Annotated in this window: 25 protein-coding genes; 3 read left to right on the plus strand and 22 right to left on the minus strand. The window is 63.2% G+C overall.

All coding sequences use genetic code 11. The annotated features are described in order from the left end of the window. Positions 1 to 10: 10 nt before the first annotated feature. The 3 genes from HJB82_RS27100 to HJB82_RS27110 all read right to left on the minus strand — a co-directional run bounded on the left by HJB82_RS27100 (position 11) and on the right by HJB82_RS27110 (position 3,276). On the minus strand, positions 11 to 1,960 hold the full coding sequence (locus HJB82_RS27100) for a DUF4384 domain-containing protein (RefSeq protein ID WP_207585365.1): 1,950 nt from the start codon (positions 1,958 to 1,960) through the stop codon (positions 11 to 13). 211 nt (positions 1,961 to 2,171) lie between these two features. Next, complete coding sequence (locus tag HJB82_RS27105) at positions 2,172 to 2,549, minus strand: hypothetical protein (RefSeq protein WP_207585366.1); 378 nt, start codon at positions 2,547 to 2,549, stop codon at positions 2,172 to 2,174. A 136-nt stretch (positions 2,550 to 2,685) separates the two neighbouring features. After that, the gene (locus tag HJB82_RS27110) at positions 2,686 to 3,276 is read right to left on the minus strand and encodes a hypothetical protein (RefSeq protein ID WP_207585367.1); all 591 of its coding nucleotides are present in this window, start codon (positions 3,274 to 3,276) and stop codon (positions 2,686 to 2,688) included. 180 nt (positions 3,277 to 3,456) lie between these two features. On the opposite strand from HJB82_RS27110, the gene HJB82_RS27115 reads away from it, so the two are divergent. After that, positions 3,457 to 5,097 carry a hypothetical protein gene (locus HJB82_RS27115; protein ID WP_221142011.1) on the plus strand — a complete coding sequence of 547 codons (1,641 nt, stop codon included), beginning with the start codon at positions 3,457 to 3,459 and terminating at the stop codon, positions 5,095 to 5,097. Positions 5,098 to 5,383: 286 nt separating this feature from the next. Here HJB82_RS27115 and HJB82_RS27120 read toward each other — a convergent pair whose 3' ends face one another. Together HJB82_RS27120 and HJB82_RS27125 are read right to left on the minus strand one after the other, a co-directional pair. Further along, positions 5,384 to 6,028 (minus strand): alpha/beta hydrolase, encoded by a 645-nt coding sequence (locus tag HJB82_RS27120; RefSeq protein WP_207585369.1) that lies wholly within the window; start codon positions 6,026 to 6,028, stop codon positions 5,384 to 5,386. Between the two features lie 10 nt (positions 6,029 to 6,038). Then, positions 6,039 to 6,995 carry a VOC family protein gene (locus HJB82_RS27125; RefSeq protein WP_207585370.1) on the minus strand — a complete coding sequence of 319 codons (957 nt, stop codon included), beginning with the start codon at positions 6,993 to 6,995 and terminating at the stop codon, positions 6,039 to 6,041. 168 nt (positions 6,996 to 7,163) lie between these two features. Between HJB82_RS27125 and HJB82_RS27130 the strand changes: the two genes are divergently transcribed. Further along, a complete protein-coding gene (locus HJB82_RS27130; RefSeq protein WP_221132922.1) occupies positions 7,164 to 8,156 on the plus strand; it encodes a LysR family transcriptional regulator in 993 nt (330 codons plus the stop codon). A 65-nt stretch (positions 8,157 to 8,221) separates the two neighbouring features. Here the strand turns inward: HJB82_RS27130 and HJB82_RS27135 are convergent, their stop codons facing one another. From HJB82_RS27135 to HJB82_RS27175, 9 genes are all read right to left on the minus strand, one after another. Next, positions 8,222 to 9,106, minus strand: a complete 885-nt coding sequence (locus tag HJB82_RS27135; protein ID WP_207585372.1) for an intradiol ring-cleavage dioxygenase — start codon at positions 9,104 to 9,106, stop codon at positions 8,222 to 8,224. 7 nt (positions 9,107 to 9,113) lie between these two features. Next, complete coding sequence (locus HJB82_RS27140; protein ID WP_207585373.1) at positions 9,114 to 10,868, minus strand: FAD-dependent monooxygenase; 1,755 nt, start codon at positions 10,866 to 10,868, stop codon at positions 9,114 to 9,116. Further along, positions 10,868 to 11,950: a branched-chain amino acid ABC transporter permease gene (locus tag HJB82_RS27145; protein ID WP_221132923.1), complete on the minus strand. Its 1,083-nt coding sequence runs from the start codon at positions 11,948 to 11,950 to the stop codon at positions 10,868 to 10,870. Before HJB82_RS27145 ends, HJB82_RS27140 begins: the two co-directional genes overlap by 1 nt. 1 nt (position 11,951) lies before the next feature. Next, on the minus strand, positions 11,952 to 12,815 hold the full coding sequence (locus HJB82_RS27150) for a branched-chain amino acid ABC transporter permease (RefSeq protein ID WP_221142014.1): 864 nt from the start codon (positions 12,813 to 12,815) through the stop codon (positions 11,952 to 11,954). Further along, on the minus strand, positions 12,812 to 13,522 hold the full coding sequence (locus HJB82_RS27155) for an ABC transporter ATP-binding protein (protein ID WP_207585376.1): 711 nt from the start codon (positions 13,520 to 13,522) through the stop codon (positions 12,812 to 12,814). The genes HJB82_RS27150 and HJB82_RS27155 overlap by 4 nt, the downstream gene beginning before the upstream one ends. Further along, entirely contained in the window at positions 13,522 to 14,241 is a 720-nt protein-coding gene (locus HJB82_RS27160) for an ABC transporter ATP-binding protein (protein ID WP_221115566.1), read from the minus strand. Before HJB82_RS27160 ends, HJB82_RS27155 begins: the two co-directional genes overlap by 1 nt. Before the next feature lie 91 nt (positions 14,242 to 14,332). Continuing rightward, on the minus strand, positions 14,333 to 15,610 hold the full coding sequence (locus HJB82_RS27165; protein WP_221115567.1) for an ABC transporter substrate-binding protein: 1,278 nt from the start codon (positions 15,608 to 15,610) through the stop codon (positions 14,333 to 14,335). A gap of 24 nt (positions 15,611 to 15,634) precedes the next feature. Further along, positions 15,635 to 16,699 carry a maleylacetate reductase gene (locus HJB82_RS27170; protein WP_221142016.1) on the minus strand — a complete coding sequence of 355 codons (1,065 nt, stop codon included), beginning with the start codon at positions 16,697 to 16,699 and terminating at the stop codon, positions 15,635 to 15,637. Continuing rightward, positions 16,696 to 17,556, minus strand: a complete 861-nt coding sequence (locus HJB82_RS27175; protein WP_164012378.1) for a dioxygenase — start codon at positions 17,554 to 17,556, stop codon at positions 16,696 to 16,698. The genes HJB82_RS27170 and HJB82_RS27175 overlap by 4 nt, the downstream gene beginning before the upstream one ends. 80 nt (positions 17,557 to 17,636) lie before the next feature. Between HJB82_RS27175 and HJB82_RS27180 the strand changes: the two genes are divergently transcribed. After that, positions 17,637 to 18,587 carry a LysR family transcriptional regulator gene (locus tag HJB82_RS27180; protein ID WP_164012380.1) on the plus strand — a complete coding sequence of 317 codons (951 nt, stop codon included), beginning with the start codon at positions 17,637 to 17,639 and terminating at the stop codon, positions 18,585 to 18,587. A 36-nt stretch (positions 18,588 to 18,623) separates the two neighbouring features. Here the strand turns inward: HJB82_RS27180 and HJB82_RS27185 are convergent, their stop codons facing one another. The 8 genes from HJB82_RS27185 to HJB82_RS27220 all read right to left on the minus strand — a co-directional run bounded on the left by HJB82_RS27185 (position 18,624) and on the right by HJB82_RS27220 (position 25,691). Continuing rightward, positions 18,624 to 19,238, minus strand: coding sequence for a flavin reductase family protein (locus HJB82_RS27185; RefSeq protein WP_221115569.1), 615 nt, complete (start codon positions 19,236 to 19,238; stop codon positions 18,624 to 18,626). Beyond that, the gene (locus HJB82_RS27190) at positions 19,235 to 20,461 is read right to left on the minus strand and encodes an acyl-CoA dehydrogenase family protein (protein WP_221142017.1); all 1,227 of its coding nucleotides are present in this window, start codon (positions 20,459 to 20,461) and stop codon (positions 19,235 to 19,237) included. Before HJB82_RS27190 ends, HJB82_RS27185 begins: the two co-directional genes overlap by 4 nt. A gap of 61 nt (positions 20,462 to 20,522) precedes the next feature. Further along, positions 20,523 to 21,302: an alpha/beta fold hydrolase gene (locus tag HJB82_RS27195; RefSeq protein ID WP_207585383.1), complete on the minus strand. Its 780-nt coding sequence runs from the start codon at positions 21,300 to 21,302 to the stop codon at positions 20,523 to 20,525. Between the two features lie 24 nt (positions 21,303 to 21,326). After that, positions 21,327 to 22,340, minus strand: a complete 1,014-nt coding sequence (locus HJB82_RS27200) for a zinc-binding dehydrogenase (protein WP_207585384.1) — start codon at positions 22,338 to 22,340, stop codon at positions 21,327 to 21,329. Next, complete coding sequence (locus HJB82_RS27205) at positions 22,337 to 23,386, minus strand: branched-chain amino acid ABC transporter permease (protein WP_311043793.1); 1,050 nt, start codon at positions 23,384 to 23,386, stop codon at positions 22,337 to 22,339. The genes HJB82_RS27200 and HJB82_RS27205 overlap by 4 nt, the downstream gene beginning before the upstream one ends. A gap of 4 nt (positions 23,387 to 23,390) precedes the next feature. After that, complete coding sequence (locus HJB82_RS27210; RefSeq protein WP_207585385.1) at positions 23,391 to 24,248, minus strand: branched-chain amino acid ABC transporter permease; 858 nt, start codon at positions 24,246 to 24,248, stop codon at positions 23,391 to 23,393. Beyond that, positions 24,235 to 24,963, minus strand: coding sequence for an ABC transporter ATP-binding protein (locus HJB82_RS27215; RefSeq protein WP_221142019.1), 729 nt, complete (start codon positions 24,961 to 24,963; stop codon positions 24,235 to 24,237). The genes HJB82_RS27210 and HJB82_RS27215 overlap by 14 nt, the downstream gene beginning before the upstream one ends. Next, positions 24,960 to 25,691: an ABC transporter ATP-binding protein gene (locus HJB82_RS27220; protein WP_221142021.1), complete on the minus strand. Its 732-nt coding sequence runs from the start codon at positions 25,689 to 25,691 to the stop codon at positions 24,960 to 24,962. Before HJB82_RS27220 ends, HJB82_RS27215 begins: the two co-directional genes overlap by 4 nt. Between the last annotated feature and the right edge of the window lie 11 nt (positions 25,692 to 25,702).

The raw sequence follows: 25,702 nt of genomic DNA on the forward strand, positions 1-25,702 counted from the left end.
CTCGCCCCGGCTATTCGCGGCGCCATTCGACGCGGCGGTTCAGCGCATCGACATCGTCTTCGGTGAGGTTTGCGGTTGCCGTCACATCCACCGGCTCGGAGGCGCCACGGCCTTCAGCGTCGATCGAAGCGTCGATGCCGTGGCTCTTGAGGAAATCGGCGACGGCTTGGGCACGGCGCTCGGACAGCTTCTGATTATAATCGTCACCGCCGCGCCGGTCGGTGTGGCCGATCAGGATGACGCGGCCGGGCTTCTGCTCCTTCAGGGCTTCGAGCAATTCCTGGGCGGCCTCGGTGCCGATCGAGGTGAAGCTCGACTTGTTGAAGTCGAAGGTGATCGGCACGGGAATGGAGACCGGCACGATGCCGCGGACATTCTCGGAATAGATGCCGCCGAGCACACCGCTGCGGTGATCCTTCTCGGCCGGCACGAAGCTGCCTTGGGGATTGTCGCTCGTCGGGTTGGCGGCAAGGATGCGGGCCTGGGCGGCACGCTGGATCAGATCGGAGATCGTGTCTGCCGGCGGCGCCTTCGGCGTGCGGGTCTCGTTCTTGATGATCTCGATCGCCTGCTGGTAATCGGCGGCGGCATCGGCGAAGCGGCGGGCGGAGAAATAGATCTCGCCGAGCGTGGCGGAGGCCTGCCAGAGCACCTGCGGGCTATCGGCGGCGACAAGCAGCGGTTCGTAATCGGTGACCGGCTGGTTGGCGGCCATCATTTCCTGGGCAGCGGCAAGCCTGAGGGCCGCAACGCGGCGCTGGGCATTCACCTGGAACTGGCCGCAATCGGCGCTGACGGCGATCGTATCGGCCTCAGTCGCGGCGGCTGTGATATCCTTGGCGGCAACGGCGGTGTTGAGCTTGTCGAGAAGCGCGGTGCAGGCAGGCGTATCGGCGTTCGCGACCTCGATCTCTTCGCCGGCCTGGCTGGGTTCGGCCGAGCGGCCGAGGTTCAGCTGCGGCATCTTGATGCTGAAACCGCCGGGAAGCTTGAACTGCGGCATCTTGAGCTGCGGCATCGGCAGTTTCGGCATCGTGGTCTGCGACGATTGGGCCGGCTGCTTATACTGCTTTGGCTGTGTGTATTGGGTCGGCCGGGTGGACGAGGTGGTGTCGGCGGGGCCGATCAATTGCAGCTCATCGGCGGCAAGCTCCTGGCCGGGCGCCAGATTGGTGACGATCTTGTATTTCTTCGGCGGCTGTTGTGCGGCCTGCTCGACCGGCTTCGGCGCCACAGGCTTTGGGGCAGCCTTCGGTTTTTCCACCACCGTTTCCGGCTTCTTGGCGACTTCCTGTTTGATCACCGGCTTCGGTTTCGGTGCAACGGGCGGCTTTGCCGCCTGTTCGACCGGTGCGGGTTTTGCTGCGGGGGCAGCTGCAACAGGTGGTGCGGCAGGGGTCGGCAGCGCCGCCGGGCTGTCGACCGTCGTCAGCATCAGCGTCTTGCTGCTGATCTTGGTGCCGAGGCTGCGGGCTTCTTCAAGGCTGCGCGAAACGGCATCCATGCCGCCGTCAACCGAGCGGAACATGCCGCTGCCGCTGCCGCCGAGATCGGCGAAGATGTTCAGCGGCTTGGAAGAATAGAAGACCTTGATCTGCTCCTGTCCCACAGGGCCGGACACCTGCAGCCGGGCGCCGCTGGCCGGATCCGGCACCTGCACGCGCTTGCCGGCCCCGACTAGGGCGTCGGTCTGATACTTGTTGGGAAAAAGCTTTACGACGGAGCCGTTCGGCGAGACGTTCAGCACCGTGACATAGCTATTCTCGGTCGATTGAATGAACAGGCCGACAACTTCGCCGATGGCGTATTTGGCCTCGGCGCGATCGAAGGTGATGCTGACAGGCCCGGTCTGTGCCGGCGCTTCGGTCAGTGTGCGTTCGTTCTGCGCCTCGACGGCGGGAACCACCGAAAAGAACGAAAGAAAGGTGGCGGCGGCCAGGATGGCTTTGCGGTTGAGCATTGGAAAACCTCCTCTTCGAACAATCTCACACTGTGTTGAAGATGAGAATAGCACCGACCGGCGAAATTGGGATGGCTTTGCCTGTCTTGCTTGAGGGAGGGTTACAAATTATTTGGAACCTGCAAGAAACCGTCCCGAAAAAGCCGTGAGCAAGACTCGGGATCGGCAATATTCGCCGTCCGATGTCGTCTTTTCCACTTCGGAATTGCGCTTAGTTCTTGGGTTTCTGTCCAGCTGATTTCAAAATCGAGATCAGGTCGCTCATGCCCTCGGGCGAGGAATTGTAGAGCCAGAGAATATCCGGATTGTCGACCGTCAATTCCTTGCCGGGCACCGAGCCCATGTCGCGCCCTGGCGAGGTCGCATCCGGCAGCTTGGTTTGACCGGGTGTCAGCCCCTTCTCGCGTTCGTGCTCGGCAATGATCGCGGTCGCCGCGGCAAAGGCCTTTCCGTCATGCTGGCGGAGTGCCGCAAGCGAAGGGTTGCGCGCCGCCAGCGCATCCTCGGCCGGGCCGGCATGGGCGAGTTCAGGCATCTGCAGCACTATGAGGAGGCCGATCGACAGGGTTATGAGCCGGAATTTCGTCATCGTCGTCACATCCGTCTTATGGGCGCCACTGCGCGCGACCAGTGCTTGGATAACTGGCATCCCGACAATAGGCAGAGGCCGGAAAGATGGCAACGGCGCTCAGTGCCAATCGATTGGGAGGGGCGAAATTGGCTGGCTAGAGGATCTTCAACTGCTGCAGGCCGAGGCGGAGATCCCGCAGCATCTCGCCGAAGATCTCCTCGATCTGTCCTGTGGACCAGACGACCATGGTGCCGTAGGGCGAGCGCTTGCGCTGCATGAAGCCGGCCGTCTCGAAATCGATCAGCGTCTTGCGGCAGGTCTCGCTCGACATCACCGCCACCAGAAAACGGGCGAGATTGGACTGGTCGATCGCGCCTGGTTTATCGGCCCAGTTCTGGATCAGCCGCGGCTTGGTGTCGGCGGTGAACATCGAGGCGAGCGCCCGATCCTGCGACAGCCCGAGCCGCTGAAGCTTGGCCGGATCGCGGGTGAGCGACACCACGTAATCATTGTGCAGATCGGCGAAGCGCTCGATATCTTCAGCCGTGTTGATGCCGAACACTTTCATCGAATAGAGGAACTCGGCCATCAGATAGGTCGGCTCGGAGCGCAGCTGCGCCAGATGTTTGTCGTCGGTGCTTTGCGAGGCCGCGCAGACGCGATCGGAGAAGCCTATCCGGGCGGCACGCACCTGCTCCAGCAAGCTTATGTCGAGCGCCAGTTCGTCACCATTCCATTCCAGCATAAGCATTTCCCGCCGGCAAATCTTCGAGACGATGATCTTGTACTATCGCCGGCGCCGATCTCCAAATCGTTTGGAAAGCAACAGCTTGCTGACGAGGCGCATCTATCTTACCATTTCGAAGACTTGACGGTCACAGAGGGCCGAGCCGGCCTGACATCGTCCTGTTCGGGGGTCGAGGACATGCGTAGTTTTGGGTCGCATATTCTGATTGCCGCGGCACTTGCGGTCGCTTCGCCGGTTTTTGCCAAAGACCCGGTTTTAGCCAAAGACCCAGTTTTTCCCAAAGACACTGTGATGATCGAGCTTCGCAGCGGCGACGGCGGCCGCTCGGTCGGCATCATTTCCGCCAGCGAAGAAGTCGAGGCATCCGGTCCGGCGGCGATCACCGTCGGCGACGACGGCACCATCTATATTCTCGACCAGAATAACGGCCGCGTGCTCGCTGTCGACGCCGAACGCTCGCAGGCTGAGCCCGAAATCCTGCCTTTGCCGGAAAATGCGACGCCCGAAGATCTCGCCGTCGTCCACAACGAACTCTACCTCTGGTCGGACGGCGTCGTGCCGCTCGAGCGCTCCACCGAGGCCGACGGAAGGTCGCAGACGCTGCGCGCCGTCGATGGCGGCGATGCCGACGATTACACCCGTTCGGTCTTCGCCTCGATGGGCTCGGTGCCGCCGGGTCCGCTGAACAGCATAGTCGACGAGATCGGCCGCAGCACCAGCCGGCCCGAGGCCCGCCCGCCGGTCATTCAATATGTGCCGAGCCGCGGGCTTGGCGATATCGTTGCCGAGGTCTCGGCTGCAAACGACAAGGCCGAAATCCTGCTGCGGCGCAGCAGCTCGGAGGAGAATTTCCTGTCGCTGCCGCTGACCTCGGAGACAAGGATCGGCACCGTCGAACTTCTCGACATCGACACGACGGGCAGGCCCTATGCGCTGGTCGAACTGGTGCCGGCCGACCGGCCGGAGCGCACCGGCATGCTGGTGGTGCGCTTCACGCCGAACGGGGCGATGGACCGGGTCTACGACCTGCCGATCGACCCCGGTACGGTGTTTTCGAGACGCTTCGTGGCGATCGGCCCGCGCGGCGATGTGCTCTATTTAAGATCGCAGGAAAGCCGGGCGCAGGTGCTGCGGCTCGACGGCCGCGACCCTGGCGGCAAGCTTGCCGTCGCCCGGCCGGCAAAGCAGCCGAATGCCGGCAAGCCGGGCAAGGGGCCGAAGGTGGCGATCGTGCCGAAGTCTCGCAGCGACGTCATCGAGCGGGCGATCGGCTTCGAGACGCTGAACTGGCTGGTCACATCGACCGCCTATGGCAAGGATCCAGGCCCCGGCTGCATCAACATGAACCGGCTGCGCCGGCCGATCTATCTGATCGGCAAGCAGGGACAGACGGTCAAGGGCGTTCCCTATTGCTGGGGCTGCAAGACGCGGCTCGAGGATTTTATGGACGGCGTCGAGAAGGGCCAGACCGCCGGCAATGTCTGCACCAAGAGCGCGCCGCAATCCAACATCCTCGGCGTCGATTGCTCCGGCTTCGTCAGCGACGCCTGGGGCCTGAAGATGCATGTCTCGACGCGTGCCATTCCCGATATCACCAAGCGCGTCTCCGACCCCTGGTCGATGCGGCCGGGCGACGCGTTGAACAAGCCCGGCTCGCATGTGCTGCTGTTCATGCGCTTCACCGACGACCGCAAGGTTGAGGTGATGGAGGCGTCGCCAAACGCCTGCAAGGGCCGCGTCTGCCGCAACACCTATTCGCTCGGCAGCCTGTTGATGCGCGGCTACCAACCGGTGCGCTTCAAGGGGCTGGATGGGTGAAAGGCCTCATGCCGGCTGTAACAGGACGGGAAAAGCGATCGTCCCGTCGCGACCATTTGAGCGGCCACCTCCTCGATTTCTTCAGTGGCACCGAGAGAACTGCTTCAAATTCTAATTCTTGACGATGGATACAGTGCCGGCTGTTCGATTCTCATCAAGGCGGCGATCGATCGATTGATTCGTCTGCGGTTTTGCTCCCATCTGCGATTTCGGGCTTTGGGCATTTTTCGACGCGGAAATGATGTGGGTGTCCTTCCAGATCCGGTCTCTTGCGCCGCCGGTAGGCCTACCACCAGCTTTGATTCGCCAGCCCACACATTATCTTCTCCAGCTGCGCGATCTCGGTCGCGGAAACTTCGTGGGACCTGTCGGGCAGGATGTCGCAATGCAGCCGAGCGCGCGCCCGTGCCAGTGCCTCCGCCGTATGGGCGAAGGCATCGACGGGGATCCATGGATCCTTGTCGGAGCCCGTCAGATAGACCGGCAGCCTGTCGAGGTCGGCGAAGGGGCGGTCGCATGTCTGCGTGCCGACGCGGCAACCGGTCAGGGCTGCCATTGCGCCATGCCAGGGCCCGTGCTGCATGGCATATTCCAGCGCCAGGCAGGCGCCTTGGCTGAAGCCGCCGATAACGAGCGGCTTCGGATGGGCCTGGCCGTTCGACAGTCCTTGGACCAGATCCCTGATATAGCCGATGGACTGCTCCAGCTGCTTGCGGGTCCAGTCCGTCAGCACGTCGGTGGCGCGGGCGTCGTACCAGCTGTTGGCGCGCGCGCGGGGCAGAAGGTAGGCGATGCCCTTCGTCCTCAGCCTGGAAATCACCTGCTCCTGCATGTCCTCGGGCGACTGGGTTCGCCCATGGATGAAGACGCAGTGAACCAAGGCCTCCTCGGGTGGCACGCCGAGGAGGAGCGGTGCGTCGTGGTGCGACATCGGCATTGGCTCAAAAATTCGCCGGTTCTAGTCCGGCGATCAGTTCCTGCTTGCGGCCTTCGAACCACGGCGGGAAAACCAGCGTGGTGCCGATCTGGTCGGCGGGTTCGTCGAGTGCCCAGCCACCCTCGACGGACCATGCGATTTCGAACAGCGCGCCGCCCGGCGAACGGACATAGCAAGACTTGAAATAATTGCGGTCCTTCTGGTCCGACACGTCGGTGAAGCCCAGGCCTTCGATATGCGCCTTGAGCTTGAGCTGGTTTTCCTCGTTGCCGGTGTTGAGTGCGAGATGGTGGATCGTTCCACCCGCCAGCGTCCAAGTGCCCTGGGGGCCGTTCGACTCGTGCAGCACTTCGACCATGCTGGTCGGTCCGCCGGGATTCGGCACCGAGAACATCAGGCCTTCGTCGCTGTCTGCTTCCTTCGTCATCGACATTCCGACGCCGAGGAAGTCATCCATCGCGGTGCGGTCGAAAACGGCGATCGCCGCGCCGTAGATGCCCTTGATGCCATGCACCGCAACAACGCCCTGTGCCTCGTTGACGATCGAGGCGCGGTTGTCCGCAGGGCTCTCGACCAGTTCGTGCGGAATGCCGCAGGGATGCTTGAAGGCAACGCGGGTGATGCCGAAGCGCGAAATCTTGGCTGCCTCGACGCCCTTGCCGTTCAGCCGGTCGATCCAGTAGCCGGCGGAGCCGACGGGAATGGCCATCTGGATGATCTTGGACTGATTGGTGCCACGCCGGCCGAAAACACCGGGTTTCCGGAACGGGAAGGTGGTGATGATGGTGGAGGCATCGCCGTTCCGAGAGCCGTAATAGAGGTGGTAGACGGGGATCGTGCCGTCAAATAGCACGGTGCGCTTGACCGAATGGAGGCCGAGCACTTTGGTGTAGAAGTCGTAATCTTCCTGCGCACCGTCGGTGCAAAGCGTCAGATGATGATATCCGCTGATAAGGGCCATGTTTTCCTCCTCCGGAAACGGTCTCCAATTCCGGACGCGGGTCCTCCCCCGCGTTCATCCGGAGCCACGGTTGCCGGCAGAGCGAGCCGCGCGTCGTGATCGTCACAACTATAGCCGATGCAATCGCCTGTTGATTGACATTATTCATAGGAGTTATAGCAAATTGCTATGAAGATCGTCGAAGCTCATCTCGTCCAGCTGGCCGCCGTTATCGAAACCGGTGGCGTGACCGAAGCCGCCGCGATGCTCGGCATGACACAGTCGGCGGTGTCACGCACCATCTCCATCCTGGAAAAGCGCATCGGCGAGCCGCTTTTCGTCTCTGGCCGCCGGCCGATGCAGCCCACCCCGCTCGGCGAGCAACTGGGCCAGCAGGGCAAGTCGATCCTGGCATCGTCGCGCAAGGCGATGGAGATCATCCGCAGCTTCAAGTCGGGATCGTCCGGCCGGGTGCGCATCGGCGGCGTGCCCTTCTTCATGGATGCCGTCGTCTCGCCGATGATCGCCTCGTTCCAGCGCGGCGAGCCGGGTATCATGGTGCACCAGTCCTATGGCAATTATCCCGACCTCGTCGCCGAACTGGATTCTGGCCAGATCGATCTCGCGGTCACGCCGACCGGGTCGGTCGACATGCGAGCCGATCTTCATTTTGAGTCGATCCTGCCGGCACGCAACGTGCTCGCCTGCGGCGCCGGCCATCCGCTGGTACGCAAGCGCAGCGTCGCGACGGAGGATATCGTCAACTACCCCTGGGTCGCACCGCTGCCAGGCTCGCCTCTAGTGCTCGACCTGCACAATATCCTGCTGACCCTCGGGCTCGAGGAAGTCGGCCTGCGCTATGCCGGCGGCTCGCTATTCAGCGTCGTGAACTATCTTGCCGGCACCGACGCGCTGGCGATCCTGCCGCATTCCGTGGCCTATGCCTTTCGCGGCGAAAACAAGATCACTATCATTCCGCTCGACATTCCGCAGCCCGAAAGGGTGCTGGGGATCATGACCCGCAAGAAGCCCTATTCGAACCCCGCCGGCCGCAAGTTCCTGGGCCATCTCAGGCGGGAGTTCTCCGAACTACGCCGTGCGGTCGAGAAGCATGAAAAGACGATTCACTGGGTCCAGGGACCGTTCATGGGCGAGCGCGAGCGCAAGACCGCCACGGAATAGGATTCGCGCGCAAAAACAAGGACGCGGCGACCGCGTCCTCCTACGATGCCCTATGTCTAAAGCTATCAAGCCTTGCAGCGGGACAGCACGAAATCGTGCGTCACATCCCAGAAGTCGTCGGCGAATTCATAGGTCCTGGCACGCCCGGGATCATGCACCTTATCAAACTTGGCGAGCAGGCTTTCCTTGACCCCGAAGACCGCGTCCGAATGGATATAGGGATCGTCGGGGTCGAAGATATGCGTCGTCAGCGTCTCGAAGCCACCGGCGCTGACGATGTAATGAAGATGCGCCGGACGATAGGGGTGGCGGCCGAGATTGCCGAGCAACTGGCCGACAGGGCCATCGTCCGGGATCGGGTAGTATTTCGGCTTCACGGCACGGAACCAGTAATGTCCGTCCGGCCCAGTTCGGAAAATGCCGCGCAGGTTAAACTCGGGCTGGATACCCTTCTGCTGCACGTCGTAGAAACCCTCGTCATTGGCCTGCCAGACATCGATCACGGCATTGGCGATCGGCCTGCCTTCCGTGTCGAGGATGCGGCCCTCGATCACCATGTCCTCGCCCTTGCTGTCGAGGCAGATATTGGCACCCATCGGCAATTCCGGCGCATCGGCCACGTGGAAGGGGCCGAGCACCGTGCTCTCGGAGGCGCCCGAGGGTTTTCTGTTGTTGATCGCGTCGACCAGCATCGAAACACCAAGCACGTCGGACAGCAGGATGAACTCCTGCCGCCATTCGTTGCACATCTGGCCGGTGCGGGTGAGGAACAGGATGGCCTGCATCCATTCGTCCTGCGTCGGCTCCAGTTCCTTCACCGTCTCGTGCAGCTTGCGGGTGATGACTTCCATCACTTGCTTCAGCCGCTCGTCCTTGGCGCCGGCATTGCGGCCGGTCACGACCTCGACCGAGTTCTCCTCGGTGAAATAGCCCTTCTCATGCGCTTCCATGTTCGCCTCACCGGTCCAGGATTGTTTTCAACACGCGGCGCAGTTCGCCGGCGGGATCGGCCGCCAGGCCTTCCGAACGCCAGGCGACGTGGTGGTCGGGCCGCACCAGGATGACGCCGGCATCGCCGACTTCGCGGGCGCGGGCCCAATCGCCATAGTGATCCTGCCATTGTTGCCGAGGCCCGATGATATGGGTGGCGATCGGCAGATTGAGTTCGGCGGACAAGGCCTCAGCCGCATCAACCCAGCCGCGGCCGCCGATGCCGGTCAGGATGGTGAACCTGCCATGGCCACAGAGATCGAGCGTCGAGGCTTTCTTGTTGCCGTCGCCGAACAGCCAGGCATGCGGCAGACGCGCGCCGGGCCAGGTCGTCTGCTCGAAATGCAGTTCGTTGTCCTGCGTGAAGGCGGGCTCGGGCTGGTCCTCAACTGCGACTGCCGCTGACTTGTAACGATGATTCATCTCGACGCCGTGGGCGTCGAATTCGTAGACCTTGAAGGCGATCGCCTCGCGCAGAGCAGCCCGCTGGGTCTCGGCCGCGGGCGTGTCGTCGCAGCGACGGTCCATATTCTCCTGCATCTTCACCGGATCGATGGAATCGAGCAGGCCGAGCGCGCCGAAGATCGGGCCGAATTCTTCGATCGACTGGTTGGCACGGGTGACGATCTGCTTGGCGACAGGCGCGCGCTCCTCGGTATAGGTCTCGAGCAGGCCGGGGCCGGCCTGGCCCCTGACGACCATGGCGAGCTTCCAGGCGAGGTTGAAGCCGTCCTGGATCGAGGTGTTGGAGCCGAGCCCGTTCGACGGCGGATGGCGGTGGATCGCGTCACCTATGCAGAAGACCCGGCCCTTGTGGGCGCGCGCGGCATAACAATTGTTGACCGTCCAGGTCGAGACCGAGGTGACTTCGATGTCGATATCGGGATCGCCGATCAGGTCGCGGGCCACGCCCTCGGCAAAGGCATTGTCGACATCGGGCACGCCCTGGGTGATATCGTAACCCCAGTTGATCAGCCACTCGTTCCACGGCCGGATCATGCGGACGAGACCCATGCCGATGCCGCCGACATTCGAGCCCGGCTGCAGCACCCAATAGAGCACCGAGGGACGGTGGGCCACATAGCGCGTAAGATCGGCCTTAAACACGATGTTCATCGAGCCGGCGACGCCCATCTTGCCCTCGAACGGCAGGCCGATATGCTGCGCCACCAGCGAGTTGCCGCCATCGGCTCCAACAAGATATTTCGAGCGGATGGTGAAGTCCTTGCCGGTCAGCCGGTCGCGGCAGGTCGCCGTCACGCCATCGGCATCCTGCACGTGGCTGACATATTCCGTCGACATCCTGGCCTGCGTGCCACGCGAGCAGGCGGTCTTGAACAAAAGCGGCTCCATGAAGGTCTGCGGCAAGTCGTTCATCTCTGTCGGCGAAGACAGCAGATGCTCCGCCTTGGACTTCGGATGGTTACCCCAGGTCTTAAGCCGGCCCAGCTCCTCGCCGGCAATGGACGTGCAGAACACGTTCTCGCCCATGATCTCCTGCGGGCTGCAATGGAGATAGGCCTCGGCCTCGACCTCGCGGCCGAGGTCGCGCAACACCTCCATGGCCCGTTGGTTGGTGATGTGGGCACGCGGCGTGTTGGCGAGCCAGCGATAGCGGTTGATCGCCATGTTCTCGACGCCATAGGTGGCGAGCAGCGCCGCAGTGGCCGAGCCCGCCGGGCCGGTTCCAATGATCAATACGTCGGTTTCGATGTCAGCCATCAGGCACTCCCTCGTTCGTCTTTGTTTTTGGGCTGGTCCGCCAGGATGCGGCGGACGGGAAAGAGCTGGATTCCGGTGCGGTCGGTGAATAGGCCCCACAGGCCGCGCGGCGCAAACAGCATGATCAGAATGCCGATCAGGCCGAGGATCAGCAGATACCAGGAGCCGTAGTCGGCAAGCAGGTTCTGCAGGATGTAGAAGACGATCACCCCGACGATCGGCCCTTCGATCGTGCCGATGCCGCCGATCACGACGATGAAGATCACGTAAGCCGTCCAGTCCGGTACCGAGAAGGCGGCGTCCGGCGAGATGCGCGCCTTCTGCACGTAGATCAGCGCACCGGTGAGGCCGGTCGCCAGCGCTGCGACCAGATAGACGAAGGATTTGGTCCAGAGCGGGTCGACGCCGACGGAGCGCGCCGCCTCGCGGTTGTCGCGTACGGCAGCGAGGCCAAGTCCCCGCTTGGATCGCAGCAGCTTGTAGATCGAGCCGATGGTAACCACCGCCAGGAGCAGCGCCAGCCAGTAGCAGACGATGTCGGTCGCCTGCGGCCCACGCATGCCCAGCAGATCGGCGACGAAGCGGACGCCGAACATATCACGCGCAGCACCCGAGGGCAGCGAGGTGCCGGTGCCGCCGCCCAGTGCCTTCCACTGTGCGAGCGAGAGCCGCACGATCTCGGCGATCACCCAGGTGCCGATCGCGAAATAGGCTCCGTGCAGGCGGAACACGAAGAAGGCGGTCGGTACGGAGAGCGCGAGCGCCGCAAGCCCTCCGAGCACGATGGCCGCCATCGGATCCATTCCAAGCAGGCTGACGCCGCCGAACATCGCATAAGCGCCGAAGCCGACGAAAGCTTGCTGGCCGACGGAGACGAGGCCGGCATACCCCGCGAGCAGGTTCCAGCACTGCGCCAGCACCAGCATGGTCAGGATGGAGAACAGGCCCTGGATCACGGCACGCGGCGCGAAGAGCGGCGTTGCGGAGGCGAGAGCCACCACCGCGAGGATCAGCAGGATGGAAACCAAGGAACCGCGCGTGCGCGTCGAGACGGACCAGGATGTGGAAACGTTGCCTGCCATCTCAGTCCACCGCCCGAGGGAAGAGGCCGCGGGGCCGGACGATCAACACCAGCAGGAAGGCGACATGCCCGGCGAGAATCTGCCATTCCGGATTGACCGCCGCACCCACCGTCTGCGCCACGCCGATGATGATGCCACCGGCCAGCGTACCCCAGAACGACCCCAGCCCGCCGATGATGACGGCCTCGAAGGCATAGATCAACCGCGCCGGCCCCATGGTCGGATCGAAATTCGCACGAGTGCCAAGATAGAGCGCGGCGATTGTCACGACCATCATCGCGATGCCGGTTGCGGTCGCGAAAATCCGTTCGGCCCGGATGCCCATCAGACCAGCAGTGGCGCTGTCGTCGGATGTGGCGCGGAAGGCGCGGCCGAGCGAGGTGCGATAGAACAGCAGGTTGAGCGCCACGATGACGCCAACGGCGGAAAGGAAGGTGAGCAGCGGCATCGTGCCGATGCTGATCGGCCCGACCTGCAACGAGGCCGTTTCCAGCGCGCCCGCCGAGATGCGACGGCTGTCGGCCGAAAAGCCTTGGAGAAGCCCGTTCTGGATGACGATCGAAAAGCCGAAAGTCACCAGCAGCGGCGGCAGAATATCGTCGCCAAGTGTGCGGTTGAGTACGAGGAATTGCAGCGCCCAGCCGAGTGCGAACATCACGGGCAGCGCCACCAAGGCGGCAAAGAATGGATTGAGCCCAAGCGCAGAGACCAGCAACAGCACCAGGAAAGCGGCCAGCACGATCAGATCACCATGCGCGAGATTTACCAGCCGCATGATGCCGAAGACGAGGCTCAGTCCCGCCGCGAAGAGCGCGTACAGGCCGCCGAGCAGAATGCCCTGGATGATCGTGTCGAGCCAGCTCATCGCGCATGCGCTCCGAAATAGGCCGCGTGGATATCCTCGCGGCTGAGTGTTGCCGGCGTGCCCGTCAGCGTCACCCGTCCCTCCATCATGCAATAGACCCGGTCGGCCACCTTCAGAGCCTGGCCGATATCCTGCTCGACAATGACGATTGCCGCGCCGGTCGCGCGGATCTTGGGAAAGGCCGCATAGATGTCCTTGACCACGACGGGCGCGAGGCCAAGGCTCACCTCGTCACAGAGCAGGACCCGCGGATTGGACATCAGTCCCCGGCCGATCGCCACCATTTGCTGCTGGCCGCCCGAAAGCGCCATGCCGGGCTTGTGCCGCCGCTCCTTCAGCACGGGAAAGAGCTCGTAGATTGCATCCAGTGTCCAAGTGCCGTCGCCGCTGCGGCCGTATTTGCCGATCAGCAAATTCTCCTCGACCGACAGCGAGGGAAAGAGGCGCCTGCCTTCCGGCACCATGGCTATGCCGAGCCGCACGACGTCGGGCGCGGACAGCGCGCCGATCTCGGCGCCGGCAAAGCGGATATGGTTTGGCGCATTGCGGATCAGCCCGGAGATCGAGCGCAGTAGCGTCGACTTGCCGGCGCCATTGGCGCCGATCACGGCCACCGTCTCGCCTTCGTTCAGCATCATGTCGACACCGAACAGCGCCTGGAAGTCGCCATAGAAGGCCGTCAGGCCGTGTGTCTCGAGCACCGCCATTAGACCTCGATCCCGAGATAGATTTCGCGTACCTCTTTCGAAGCCATGATGGTGTCGGGATCGCCGATGCCTATCACCCGACCGAAATGCAGCACGACGAGCCGGCTGACCACGGAAGTCAGAGCATGCAGCACATGTTCGACCCAGATGATCGACACGCCACGGCCGTGGATCTCCCGAATCGTCTCGACGAGCTCCTGACATTCTCCTTCCGTCAGGCCGCCGGCGATCTCGTCGAGCAGCAGGATCTTGGGGTCGGTGGCTAGCGCCCGGGCGAGTTCGAGTCGCTTGCGCTGCAGCAGCCCAAGCGTCCCCGCCGGCTGGTTCGCCTTCGGGTAAAGCCCGATCTTGACGAGAATGTCGACGCATCGATCGCTGACTTCGCGCTCGGTCTTGCGTGAGCCGAAGGCCGCTGCGACCAGCAGGTTCTCGAAGACCGTCAGCTTTTCGAACGGCTGCGGGATCTGGAATGTCCGGCCGATGCCGGCAAGACATCGCGCCATCGGCGGCTGCCGCGTCACGTCGACGCCATCAAGCCGGATGCTGCCTGCGTCGACACGAATGTTGCCTGTTATCAGGTTGAAGAGGGTAGATTTGCCGGCTCCGTTCGGCCCGATCACTCCGAGCGCCTCGCCACTTTCCAGCGCAAACGAAACCTGGTCGGCGACTTTCAGGGCGCCGAAGCTTTTCGATAGCTGGTCGAGCACGAGTAAGGGCATCAGGGTCTCGGGTTTCAGGCTTCCGTTGCACTGGCGGCCGGGGCTGAGCGCCGGGCCGATCGCGCGGTAGGTCCACCGCCTGGGCGTTGGCTCAGGCGATGGCTTCCATCTTGCCGCCCATCGGGATATTCGGCGCCGTCTGGTTGTCGACGATGATGAGGTCGTAGCCGCCGCCGTCCTTTAGGCGCCACTGGCCGCCGACAAGCGGAGTCTTGGCGATGTTCTTGGTCGCGAAAGGCGGTACGTTTGCGCCGTCCCAGGCGACCCTGCCGACGATCGTCTCGAGGTTCGTGGCGGCGATGGCCGAAATCACGGCCGCGCTGTCGTTCGGATCGGCCCGCTTCATCACGTCAGCCGCCACTTCGAACAGCGCATGGATGAAGCCGATTGGCTGGGTCCAGGGACGACTTGTCGCCGCTGTGAAGCCGTCCGCAAGATCCTTGGAGCTCTGGCCGGTCAGCGATGACTTGAACGGATGACTTGCCGACCACCAGACTTCGCTCGAGAGGTTGTGGCCGTTCTTGCCGAGCGCCTCGACCGCCTGAGGGAACAGGATAGCCTTGCCGATGGAGGCGACCTTCGGCTTGAAGCCCTGCTGCTGCGCCTGGTTCCAGAAAGTGGTGAAGTCCGGCGGGATCATCACGCCGGTGATGATCTCGTCGCCATCCGACTTGAAGGCGTTGATCTGCGCGGAAAAATCGTCAGTCAGGTTCTGGTAGCGGCCGGGGTCGTTGAGCGTATAGCCGAGCTTGTCCAGGACCGGCGGGAAGCCAACCTGCTTGTCACCCCAGGCATTGCCGTCGCCGTCATTGGGGAATAGGCCACCGACCTTCTTGTTGGTCGTCACCTGGCCCCACATGTTGGTATAGACGGCGATGACGTCTTCAAGGCCCCAGAAGAAGTGGAAGGCGCTGTTGAACGGTTTCCACGACGACGGGTCACCCGGATTGGCCTGCTGGCCGATGAACCAGGGCTGCCACGGCGCCATGGTCGAGATGCAGGGCACTTCCTCGGCCTCGCAGGTCGTCGCCACCGGGTTGGTCGTCTCGGGCGTCGATGCGACCAGCACCGCATGCACCTCGTCGGTGACGATCAGTTCCTTAGCGACTTCGGCGGCGCGGTTCGGGTTGGACTGGCTGTCCTTTACCACGACTTCGTAGTTCAGTCCGGCGGCTTTGGTCGCCGCCATGAAGCCGTCAATGATGAACTTGTCGGCTTCGGCGAAGGCGGCCAGCGGGCCGCTCTGCGGGCTGACATAGCCAAGCTTGATGGGGGCACCCTGTGCGATGGCCGGCATGCTCAGCCCCGAGGTCGCCGCCACTGCTCCAGTTGCGGCCGCAGATTTCAGCAAATCACGTCTCGTAAACATATGCCTTCCTCCTCCCAAAAGAATTCAATATGGCGGACGGTGTCCGCTCCATGCGTCCTGCAAGAGCGCGCGGATCAATCCATGATCGATCGGCCGCGGGTTCGAGTAGGGACTTCTGGTGGCGATCTCGGCCGCGCGGTCCAGATCAGCCTCGCTGAGGCCGAAATCCCTGAGCGCCTTCGGCGAGCCGATTGATTTCGCGAAGTCGTAAAGCGCCTGCCCGGGCGTGCCGCCACCGAAAATGTCCGAGATCGGCTTCATCAGTTCCGGCACGGCTGATGCATTGAAGCCGATCGTGTGCGGCAGCATGATCGCATGCGTCTCCGCATGCGGCGTGTCGAAACTGCCGCCCAATGTGTGACAGATCTTGTGATGTAGCGACATCGAGGTCTGGCCGAGCACAGTGCCGCAAAGCCACGCGCCGTAAAGTGCTTTCTCGCGGGCTGAACTGTCACGCGGGCTTTCGATAATAGCAGGCAGCGCTTCCTTGAGCGCCCGCATCCCGTCGATGGCCATCATTGACGTGATCGGGTTGCGGTCCGGCGCATAGAGCCCTTCGGCGGCGTGCGCGATGGCGTTCAGGCCGCTGGTGATGCTCATGCCGACGGGCAAGCCGAGTGTTAGCTCCGGGTCGTAGATGACGACCTCGGGTGTGATTTTCGGGCTGCGCACGGTGGTCTTGGCGCCGTTCTCCGTCTGGCCAAGGATCGGGGTCACTTCGGAACCGGCATACGTCGTCGGCACGACGATTTGCTGGATATCGGTGCGATAGGCCATCGCCTTGCCGAGCCCGGTGGTCGAACCGCCGCCGAGCGATACGACGCAATCCGCGGCGACCTCGGCCGCGCGCGCGACGGCGCGCTCGGTAACCTCGACCGGCGTATGCATGGTCGCATCGGTGAACGTGCCGACCGAAAGCGAACCCAGCCGCGTCGACAGGGCCTGCGCATCCGCCGCCTGATGCGACGTCGAGAGCACCAGCGCGCGCCGGCAGTTTAACGCCTCGACCCATTTGCCCACATCCGCGCTCGCTCCGTTGCCGAAGACGATACGTGCAGGACTTCCCTGGTAGCTGAACGACAGCGTCATGTCGCGCCACGTCCTTTCTTCGCCCTCACCATGACGAAGGTAAAGTCGAGTGTTGAACTCTCGCCTTTGCCTGATGGCTTGAACTCGCCGATCAGCTCTTCCTTGACGCCAAACAGGGCATCACGGGCGAGGTTTGCATCGCCGCCGTCATAGACATGCGTGCTGATCGTCTCGAAGCCATCCGCCTTGATCAGGAAGTGCAGATGTGCGGGGCGCCGGAGTGGAAAGCCAAGGCCGCCAAGCATCTGGCCAACCGGCCCGTCGCAGGGCACGGCATAGCCGCCCGGCCGGACTGTCTTGTAGCGGAAATCGCCTTTGGTGTCGGCTGTGAACACGCCGCGAAGATTGAATTCGGGTTGTTGGTCCGGTTGCTGGTTCTCGTAGTAGCCTTCATTGTTGGCTTGCCAGGTCTCGATCGTGGCACCCGCGACGGGCTGCCCATCGAGATCCTGTACATGGCCGGCCACCGCCAGAACGGGGCCGACGCCGTCGAGTGAGATATTGGAGTCGAGCGCTAATCGGGGTGCGTCGGCACGATAGAATGGCCCGCGCACCGTATTGGGCGTTGCGCTCTTCGGCCGGCGGGTATTGATCTCCTCGATGAGCGCGGTGACCCCCAAAAGGTCCGAAAGCAGCACCCATTCCTGCCGCCGTCCATCACTGGCGTGACCAACCTCGGTGAGGAATTCCACCGTCCGTCGCCAGTCGGCATGGGTCGGACGCGTCTCGCGGATGAGCTCGTGCAGGTGTTCTATGAAGGATACCATGAAAGCTTGCAGAGGCCCCTCCGCATGCTTGTCGAGCCGCTCGGCCACAAGCTGCGCAGAATTGCGCTCGCTGAACGTTATATCTGGCATGACTCCTCCCATGACGATAACTTAGCAGCCCGGAACTGAATGCTTGATAATTTTTTTCGTGATTTGTATGCGTATTTGTTATGAAGATCGACGAGCGACATCTGGTGCAACTTGCGGCGGTCGTCCAGGCAGGAGGCGTGACAGAAGGTGCGACGCTGCTGGGGCTTAGCCAGCCGGGAGTGTCGCGCACGCTTGCTATGCTGGAAAAGCGGCTCGGCGAGCCATTGTTCATCAAAGGCCGAAGGCCACTGCAGCCGACGCCGCTCGGCCGGGCCCTGGCAGACCACGGCCAGGCCATGCTCATGGCGTCGCGCAAGGCGTCCGCGTTGGTCGAAGGCTTCCGGCACGGCCGGACAGGGCTCGTGCGCGTTGGCGGCACGCCGTTCTTCATGGACGCGCTCATCGCAGGCATGATCGCCGGTTTCCAGAACGATTTTCCCGAAGTCCGTATCGAACAGAGTTATGACTATCTTCCCGAGTTGCGCGCGGCGATCGTCGCCGACCGCATCGACCTCGCCATCTGCCCGATCGATATGCTCGACGAGGGATCGGGGATGCGTTTCCAGGAATTGCTGCCGGGCCGGAACGTCGTGGCCTGCCGACTTACCCATCCGCTTTTGCTCAAGCGCAAGCTGACCGGGCCCGATTTGCTTGAGTATCCCTGGATAGCGCCGCCGCCCGGCAGTCCGCTGCTTGCCGACCTGCGCAGCCTCGTTCTCTCGCTCGGCGCAACGGAGACCAAGATCCGCTATGCTGGCGGGTCGCTGACCAGCGCGATCAACTACATGAAGGAGAGTGACGCGCTCACCATCCTGCCGCACAGCGTGGTTTTCGCCTATCGCAACGACAAGGCGATCACCGCCCTGCCGGTCAACATCCCGCATCCGGAACGCGCGCTCGGCTTGCTCAGGCGCACAGGAGACGTGGGCGCACCGGCTATCGAGGCGTTCTCGACGCATATTCGCAAAAGTTTTGAGAATCTGAGGCATCTGATCAAGCGCCACGAACAGTCCGTGATCTGGGGGATGTGAATTCGTGGCTGGCGGCGGGTGCCGCCACGCCGAATGTCAGAATGTCGCCGAATCGTCCGGCCACAGCATGACCGGTGCCGCGACGGTGTCGACCACCGGACCGAGGCCGTGCCAGGCACGGTTGGCGTAGACCAGGGCCTCGGCCTGCCGCGTGGCATGTGCACCGGGCGAGACCGATGTCAGCTCAGCCGTGACCAGACATGCCCCCCGCGTCTCCAGCCGACCTCGAAGTTCGGCCCGGAACCAGAGCTCGACCTGAGGATAATAGGGCTCGCCGCCTTCGAGCCGAGCCCATTGAACATCTGGCCCGAAGCGATCGCCGCCCGATGTCGCGCAGAGCCGGGCGAGCTGCATGTCGGCGCGGCGAACGAAGTGGACGACCACCGATGCCGCCCGCTCCACCACTTTCGCACTCGACGAGGATGCCGAGAGCGAAAAGGCGACCATGGGCGGCACCGCGCTGATCGAGATCAGTGAGCTCACCGTCAGCGCCACCGGACCTTCCCCCGCATCGGCCGTGATGATCGCCACGCCCGACGGGTGATGCCGGAACGCTGCCATGAAGGCTTCGGTGATGCCTTGGCCACCGCCAGCGGCACCCGTTTCGGCCGCCGCCACCTTGCCCGGCATGCCTCTCGCGGCCGCGCTCATTTCTTCTCGATCAGGTCGTAGAACTGCCAGACGCGATCGCTCCATACGCCGGCAATGTCGCGGCCGGCGGCGGCGACGATGTTGGGATTGATCGTGAAATGGTTCGCCGCCGTCAGCATCTCGCGATAGATCCGCTGCATCACGCCGTAACGCAACGAAGCGCCGCCGAGCGCGCGGTAGACGAAATGGCAGGCATCGACGCCGCCCTCATGCACTTCGGACTTGGCGAGATGCACAAGGCTTATCTGGCGGGTCGTCATGCGGTTGCCGGCTTCGATCGAGGCCTCCACGTCGCGCCAGACCTCGAACAGGAGGGCGCGGGCGGCGCGGACTCGGGCCTCCGCGCGGCCGAAATCGAACCAGAACTTATCGCTCTCGCCCAGCATGCCGGCACGGCCAGTCTTGGTCTTGGCATATTTGGCAGCTTCGTCAAGCATGCGACGTGCCGCACCGATCGCCCACCCGGAATGGCCTATGGCAGCGAGGCCGACGACGCCGAGGCTGAAGAATTCCTTCATACGCTGCGGCTCGGCGGTCAGAATCGGGAACACCATGTCGTCAGGAATGAAGACATCGTTGGCGGCATAGTCGATGCTGCCCGTCGCCTGTAGGCCGAGTGAATTCCAGTTCCCGAGCAACTCGTGCTCTCCGACTGGCGCATGGGCGCAGAGCACGATCACGTTGCCCTTGTCGTCCTTCGCCGGGTGACCGTTTCCATCGTCGAGCAGCGCTGCCGTATGGGTATAGGTAGCGTGGTAGATGCCGCTGGCATAGGCCCATTTGCCGTTCAGCCGATAACCGCCATCAACCTTCTTCAGCATGCCCGTCGGCGTGCCCTGGCCGGAAAACCGGTTATCGGTCTTGCCGTCGAACAGGCGGCCGATCGCCGTATCGGGCAGGAAGGCCGCCGACATCGCGCCGATGCAGGTGTGCACCATCGAGATCCAGCCGGCCGCGCCGCTGTGATAGGTGATGGCTTCAATGAGCTGAAGTCCCTGGGTCGGCGACAGCTGCGCACCACCGATATCCTCGCCGGCGAAGACATGGCTCATCCTCAGCGGCTTGAGCGCCTCGAAGGTCTCCTCGTTGAGGCGGCCGAGCTTTTCATTTTCCTCGGAATTCTTGTCGAGGATCGGGCCGACCTTGTCGACATGGGCCAGGAGGGACGCGAAGTCCGTCTTCGTGCCCCAGTAGCCTGATGCGTGCTTGATTAGTGCATTCATGACAATTCCTCCTTGATAGACCTGATCATAAAGCCCGCCTGACGGCGCCGCTCCTTTGGTTTCACCCGGCGAGGAAGTCGCCGATGGCAGTGACGGTGCGCGGATCTTCCTGCATAGCGAAATGGCCGACCTCCTTGATGATCAGCGTCAGCGCATTGGGAATGCTCTTTTCCCAGATCGGCGCCTGCGAGGCCGGCAGCATGCGGTCCTTGTCGCCCCAGACGATAAGTGTCTCATTCGGAATCCGGCTCAACCAACGGCCGAGGTTGGGATGACCGAAACCATGCCCCTTGAGAATGTTGCCGAGCGCCGGGCCTTCCTTTTCGCGTGCCGCGACGAAATCCTCGACCGAGGGGCATTCCGAACCGCCGGGGAAATAGCGCGCCGCGACTTCGACATTGTGGGCCAGATATCCAGGCAATTCCTGCGGCGGGACCGCGCCAAGATCGGTGCCGGGATGGTCCGTGTGATTGAGGCCGGCCGGGGCGTTCAGCACCAGCTTGCCAAACTGCTCGCCAGAGACGGCGGCGATTTCGGCCGCCATCCAGCCACCCATGGAATGTCCGACCAGATGCGGCCGGTCGAGGCCGAGCGCTTTGACGAGATGGAGGTTATGGACCACCATGTCCTGCATGCCGGCAATATGCGGCGCCTCGCCGCTCTCGCCGAATCCGGGATGGAAGGGAAGGTAAACGCGGAACCGATCCGCCAGCCCGCGCGCCCATTCATGGCCCTCGAGCGTGGCCGCGCCATGCAGCGCTAGCACCGCGGGGCCGCGACCGATCGCCTTCACCACCGTTCGGACGCCGTCTATATCCTGGGTCAGAGTTTCAAATTCCATTGAATATCCTCCTCATACAATCTGTCAGGCCGCGTCGGCGGCGATCAGCACCTTGCACTGCGTCGTCCGGCGCTTGAGTGCCTCGAAGGTCTCGGGCACTTCGCCGAAACCGATCCGGTCGGTGATCAACGCTTGCGGGCGATAGCGGCCCGGCTCGAGTGCCGCGAGCGCGGTCTCGAACTCGGTCATGTTGAAGAACACCGCGAAGATGAGCTGGATTTCCTTCGACAGCGCCGCGAACGGATCCCAGTCGTCACCGCCGACGCAGAGGCCGACGCCGACCACGGTTCCGTGGACTCGGACCAGTTTGCAGGCGAAATCGATCAGGCCGCGTTTGCCCACGCATTCGAAGACAATGTCGGGCTCGCCGCTGCTCTTGCTCCGGAACTCCTCCGCGAGACCGGGACCAGACAGGGCAAAACCAGTCGCGCCGATGGCCGCCGCGCGCTCTTCCTGATGTCGGTTGATATCGGCGACGATGACCTCGCGCGCACCATGCCGGCGCGCCCAGAAGGCGACGAGCAGGCCGATCGGCCCCGCGCCAAGGATCAGCACGCGGTCGCCGGGTTTCAGGCCAGAGCGCATGACGCAATGAAGCGCCACGGCGACCGGCTCGGCCAGCGCGCCCTCCGATATCGGCAGGTCGTCGGGAAGTATGCGGCACTGGCGCGCCGCCACGGTGGTGAATTCGGCATAGCCGCCGCCGATCAGCCGCATCTCGGCGCACCAGGCCGGCTCGCCACGCTTGCAGCTGTCGCAATGGCCGCAACCACGCATCGGCGTCACGGCCACCCGGTCGCCCGGCCTGAGCGTGGCGACGGCGCTGCCGCAGCTTACGACCTCGCCGGCAAATTCATGGCCGAGTACGTCATATTGCTTGAGGCCGAAGGTTTTGGGGTCCTCGGTCATGTGGAGATCGGAGCCGCAGATGCCGCAGGCGGCGATCTTGAGCAGGACCTCATCATCAGCCGGCTCCGGCACCGGGCGTTCGCCGACTGTTAAAGGCAGTCCGACACTATCGAAAAGCACAGCCTTCATGTCCGGTCCTCCATCAGGCGCCGTCGTGTTGGGAACCAGGGGGCGTCGACGACCTTGCAGATCAGGCCCCAGATGCCGCCGCGGGCGAAGAGCGCCATGAACAGGGTCATAAGGCCGAGGACCACGAGATAGGTCGCGCCATATTCGCCGAACCAACGCTCGGCGAAGAAGTAGATCAGCGCGCCGATCAGCACGCCTTCCAGCGATCCCAGCCCGCCGACCATGACGATGAAAATTGCGATATTGGCCCAGTTAGGATCATAGGCTGAGGGTGGTGTTATGCGCAGCTGGGCCATGAAATAGATGGCGCCCGCAAGGCCCGTACCGACGGCTGCAGCCACCCAGATCAGGAAGCGCAACCGGCTGACATTGACGCCCTGGCTTGCTGCGGCGACAGGATTGTCGCGCATGGCGATCAAGGCCAAGCCGTAACGCGAGCGCAGCAGTAGGTAGCTGCCGCCGACCGTCATCAGCAGCATCAGCGCGCAGAGCAGGGATACACCCACGGCGCGTTCGGTCGGGGAATAGGTGGTCATGACGCGCAGGCTCATGCCAGCGCCGGCATTGACGTAGCCGAATACGGAGGTCGCCAGCCGCACCACCTCGGCCACGACCCACGTGCCGATCGCGAAATAGGGTCCGTCGAGCCGGTGCAGCAGGCCATAGGTGGGGATGGCGAGCAAGGCCGGCGCGATCATCGCCAGCACAACGGCAACAAAGGGATTGATGCCCCAGAGCTGGGCCATCACGAACATCATGTAGGCGGCGACGCCGACGAAGACTTGTTGGCCGACCGACACCAGGCCGGCATACCCTCCCAGCAAGTTCCACATCTGCGCCACGGCAATGTAGCAGCACAGTTCCACCACGTCTCGGATCAGGCCCTGGCTGGCCCAAAGCGGCATCGAGGCAACAGCAAAGAGCAATACGATGCCGAGGCCCATTGCGATGATGCCCGACATGGTCTGGCGCTGGACCCGGACCGGCGGAAGATCCATGGCATCGGTCGGGCCTGGAGCGGGAGCGGTTGCGATCGCTTGGGTCACGGTCTCAATCCTTTCCGAGAAGGCCCTGCGGCCGCAACGCGAGAATGAGCAGGAAAACGAGATGGCCGGCCAGGATGCCGAAGCCGGGATCGATGCGGAAGCCGAACGACTGGCTGATGCCGAGCACCATGGCACCGATGAAGGCACCCCAGATCGAGCCCATGCCGCCGATGATCACCGCTTCGAAGGCGTAGATCAGTTGGAAGGCGCCATCGGCGGGCGACACCGTTGAGCGCATCGACTGAAACACGGCGGCAAAGCCAAGTATGGCGACCGCCAGCGCGGTGGCGCCGGCATATACGTTTTTTGGGTTGACGCCGGTCATTGCCGCTGCCTCGACATCGGCCGACGCTGCGCGCAACGAACGGCCGAAGCGGGTATATTGCATCGTCGTTGCCAACCCCGCCGTCAGTACGGTCGCGGTGATCAGCACGATAACGGGCAGCACGCCGACGAAGAGCGGCCCGAGTTGGAAGGAAGCCTGGGCAATGCCGCCGCTCGGCAGCGAGCGGGTGTCCGCCGACCACACCTGCAACATCGCATTCTGCAGCGCGGTCGACAGGCCGAAGGTCGCGATTAGCGACGGCAGCGGGTCTGCGCCGACCACTCGATCGAGAATGAGCCGCTGCAGGATTATGCCGATGATGCCGCCGAGCGCCACCAGCACCACCAGCACCGCCCACGGGCCGAGCCCGAAGGTCGAGGCGAGGCTGATCCCGATCAATGCCAGCAGGATCATCAGATCGCCATGCGTGATGTTCACCACGCGCATAACGCCGAACATCAGCGCCATGCCGAGCGCATATTGCGCATAGAGGCCGCCGAGCAGAATGCCCTGGACCAGTCCGTCAAGCCACTGCATGGGATGCTCCGAAATAGGCTTCGCCGATCTCCTCGCGGGACATGTCCGCCGACCGGCCGGTCAGGGTCACGCGGCCTTCCAGCATGCAGTAGAGCCGGTCGGAGGCCGATTTGGCGAGACCGACGTCCTGCTCGACCAGCACGACGGCGGTGCCATTCCTCGAGATCGCGGGGATGGATTGATAGATTTCCTTGACGACCTTCGGCGCCAGGCCAAGACTGATCTCGTCGCAAAGCAGCAAGCGAGGTTGGTTGAGCAGCGCACGCCCGATGGCGACCATCTGCTGCTGACCGCCGGACAGGGATTGCACAGGCACTGCCTGCTTTTCCTTGAGGATCGGAAACAGCGCGTAGACGCGCTCGATCGTCCAGACCTCGCCATGTCCCGGGGCGGCATGGTCGATCGCCACGCGCAGATTGTCGAGGACGGACATCCCGGCGAAGAGCCGGCGACCCTCGGGCACGATCGCCACGCCATCGGCCACCATGATATGCGGTTTGCTGCCACCAACCGGGCGGCCGTCGAGACACACCATGTCGGGTGCCACTTTGATGAGGCCCATGATCGATTTCAGCAGGGTGGATTTGCCGGCGCCGTTTGCGCCGATCAGGGCCACGATCTCTCCCTCGGCGATTTCGAGATCCACGCCGTAGAGCGCCTGGAAATCACCATAGCGGGCCTTGAGCTGGTGCGTGGACAGAAGCGTGTTGGTCATGCCTCGATCCCCATGTAGACACGTCGAACTTCGGGATTCTTGATGGCCTCGTCTGGCAGGCCCTCAGCGATCTTCTCGCCGAAATTCAGCACCATGATCCGGTCGGCCACCGCGAGTAGCGCATGCAGCACATGCTCGATCCAGACGATCGTCACGCCACGGTCGCGGATGCGTCGGATCAGTTGCACCAGCGCCTTGCCCTCCTCGTCGGTCAACCCGCCGGCGATTTCGTCGAGCAGCAGCAAACTCGGACTCGACGCCAGCGCGCGGGCCAGCTCCAGCCGCTTGCGGTCGAGCAGCGTCAGCGAGCCCGCCGAGCGGTTGGCCTTGTCGGAAAGCTCGCAGTCGCCGAGAATCCGGGCACAGAGTGCATAGCTCTGGGCCTCGCTGCGGCCGCCGCCAAATGTCGCCGCGACGAGCAGATTTTCGAATGTCGACATGCCGACATAGGGGCGTGGGATCTGATATGTGCGGCCGATGCCGATCTTGCAGCGCACATGAGGCGGCTGGCCGACGAGGCGCTGTCCGGCGAACACGAGCTCGCCGGCATCGTTCCTAAGGTCACCGCTGATCAGATTGAAAAGCGTGGTCTTTCCCGCCCCGTTGGGGCCGAGGATGCCCAGCACCTCGCCACGCCGGACATCGAAGCTGATGTCCTGCAGGACGCGCAAGGCGCCGAAGGATTTGCTCAATCCTCTCGCTTCTAGCAATACGCCGTCCAATAGCATCCTCCGCTCCC

The organism is Rhizobium sp. NZLR10 (assembly GCF_019685125.1).
Classification (GTDB): Bacteria; Pseudomonadota; Alphaproteobacteria; order Rhizobiales; family Rhizobiaceae; genus Rhizobium.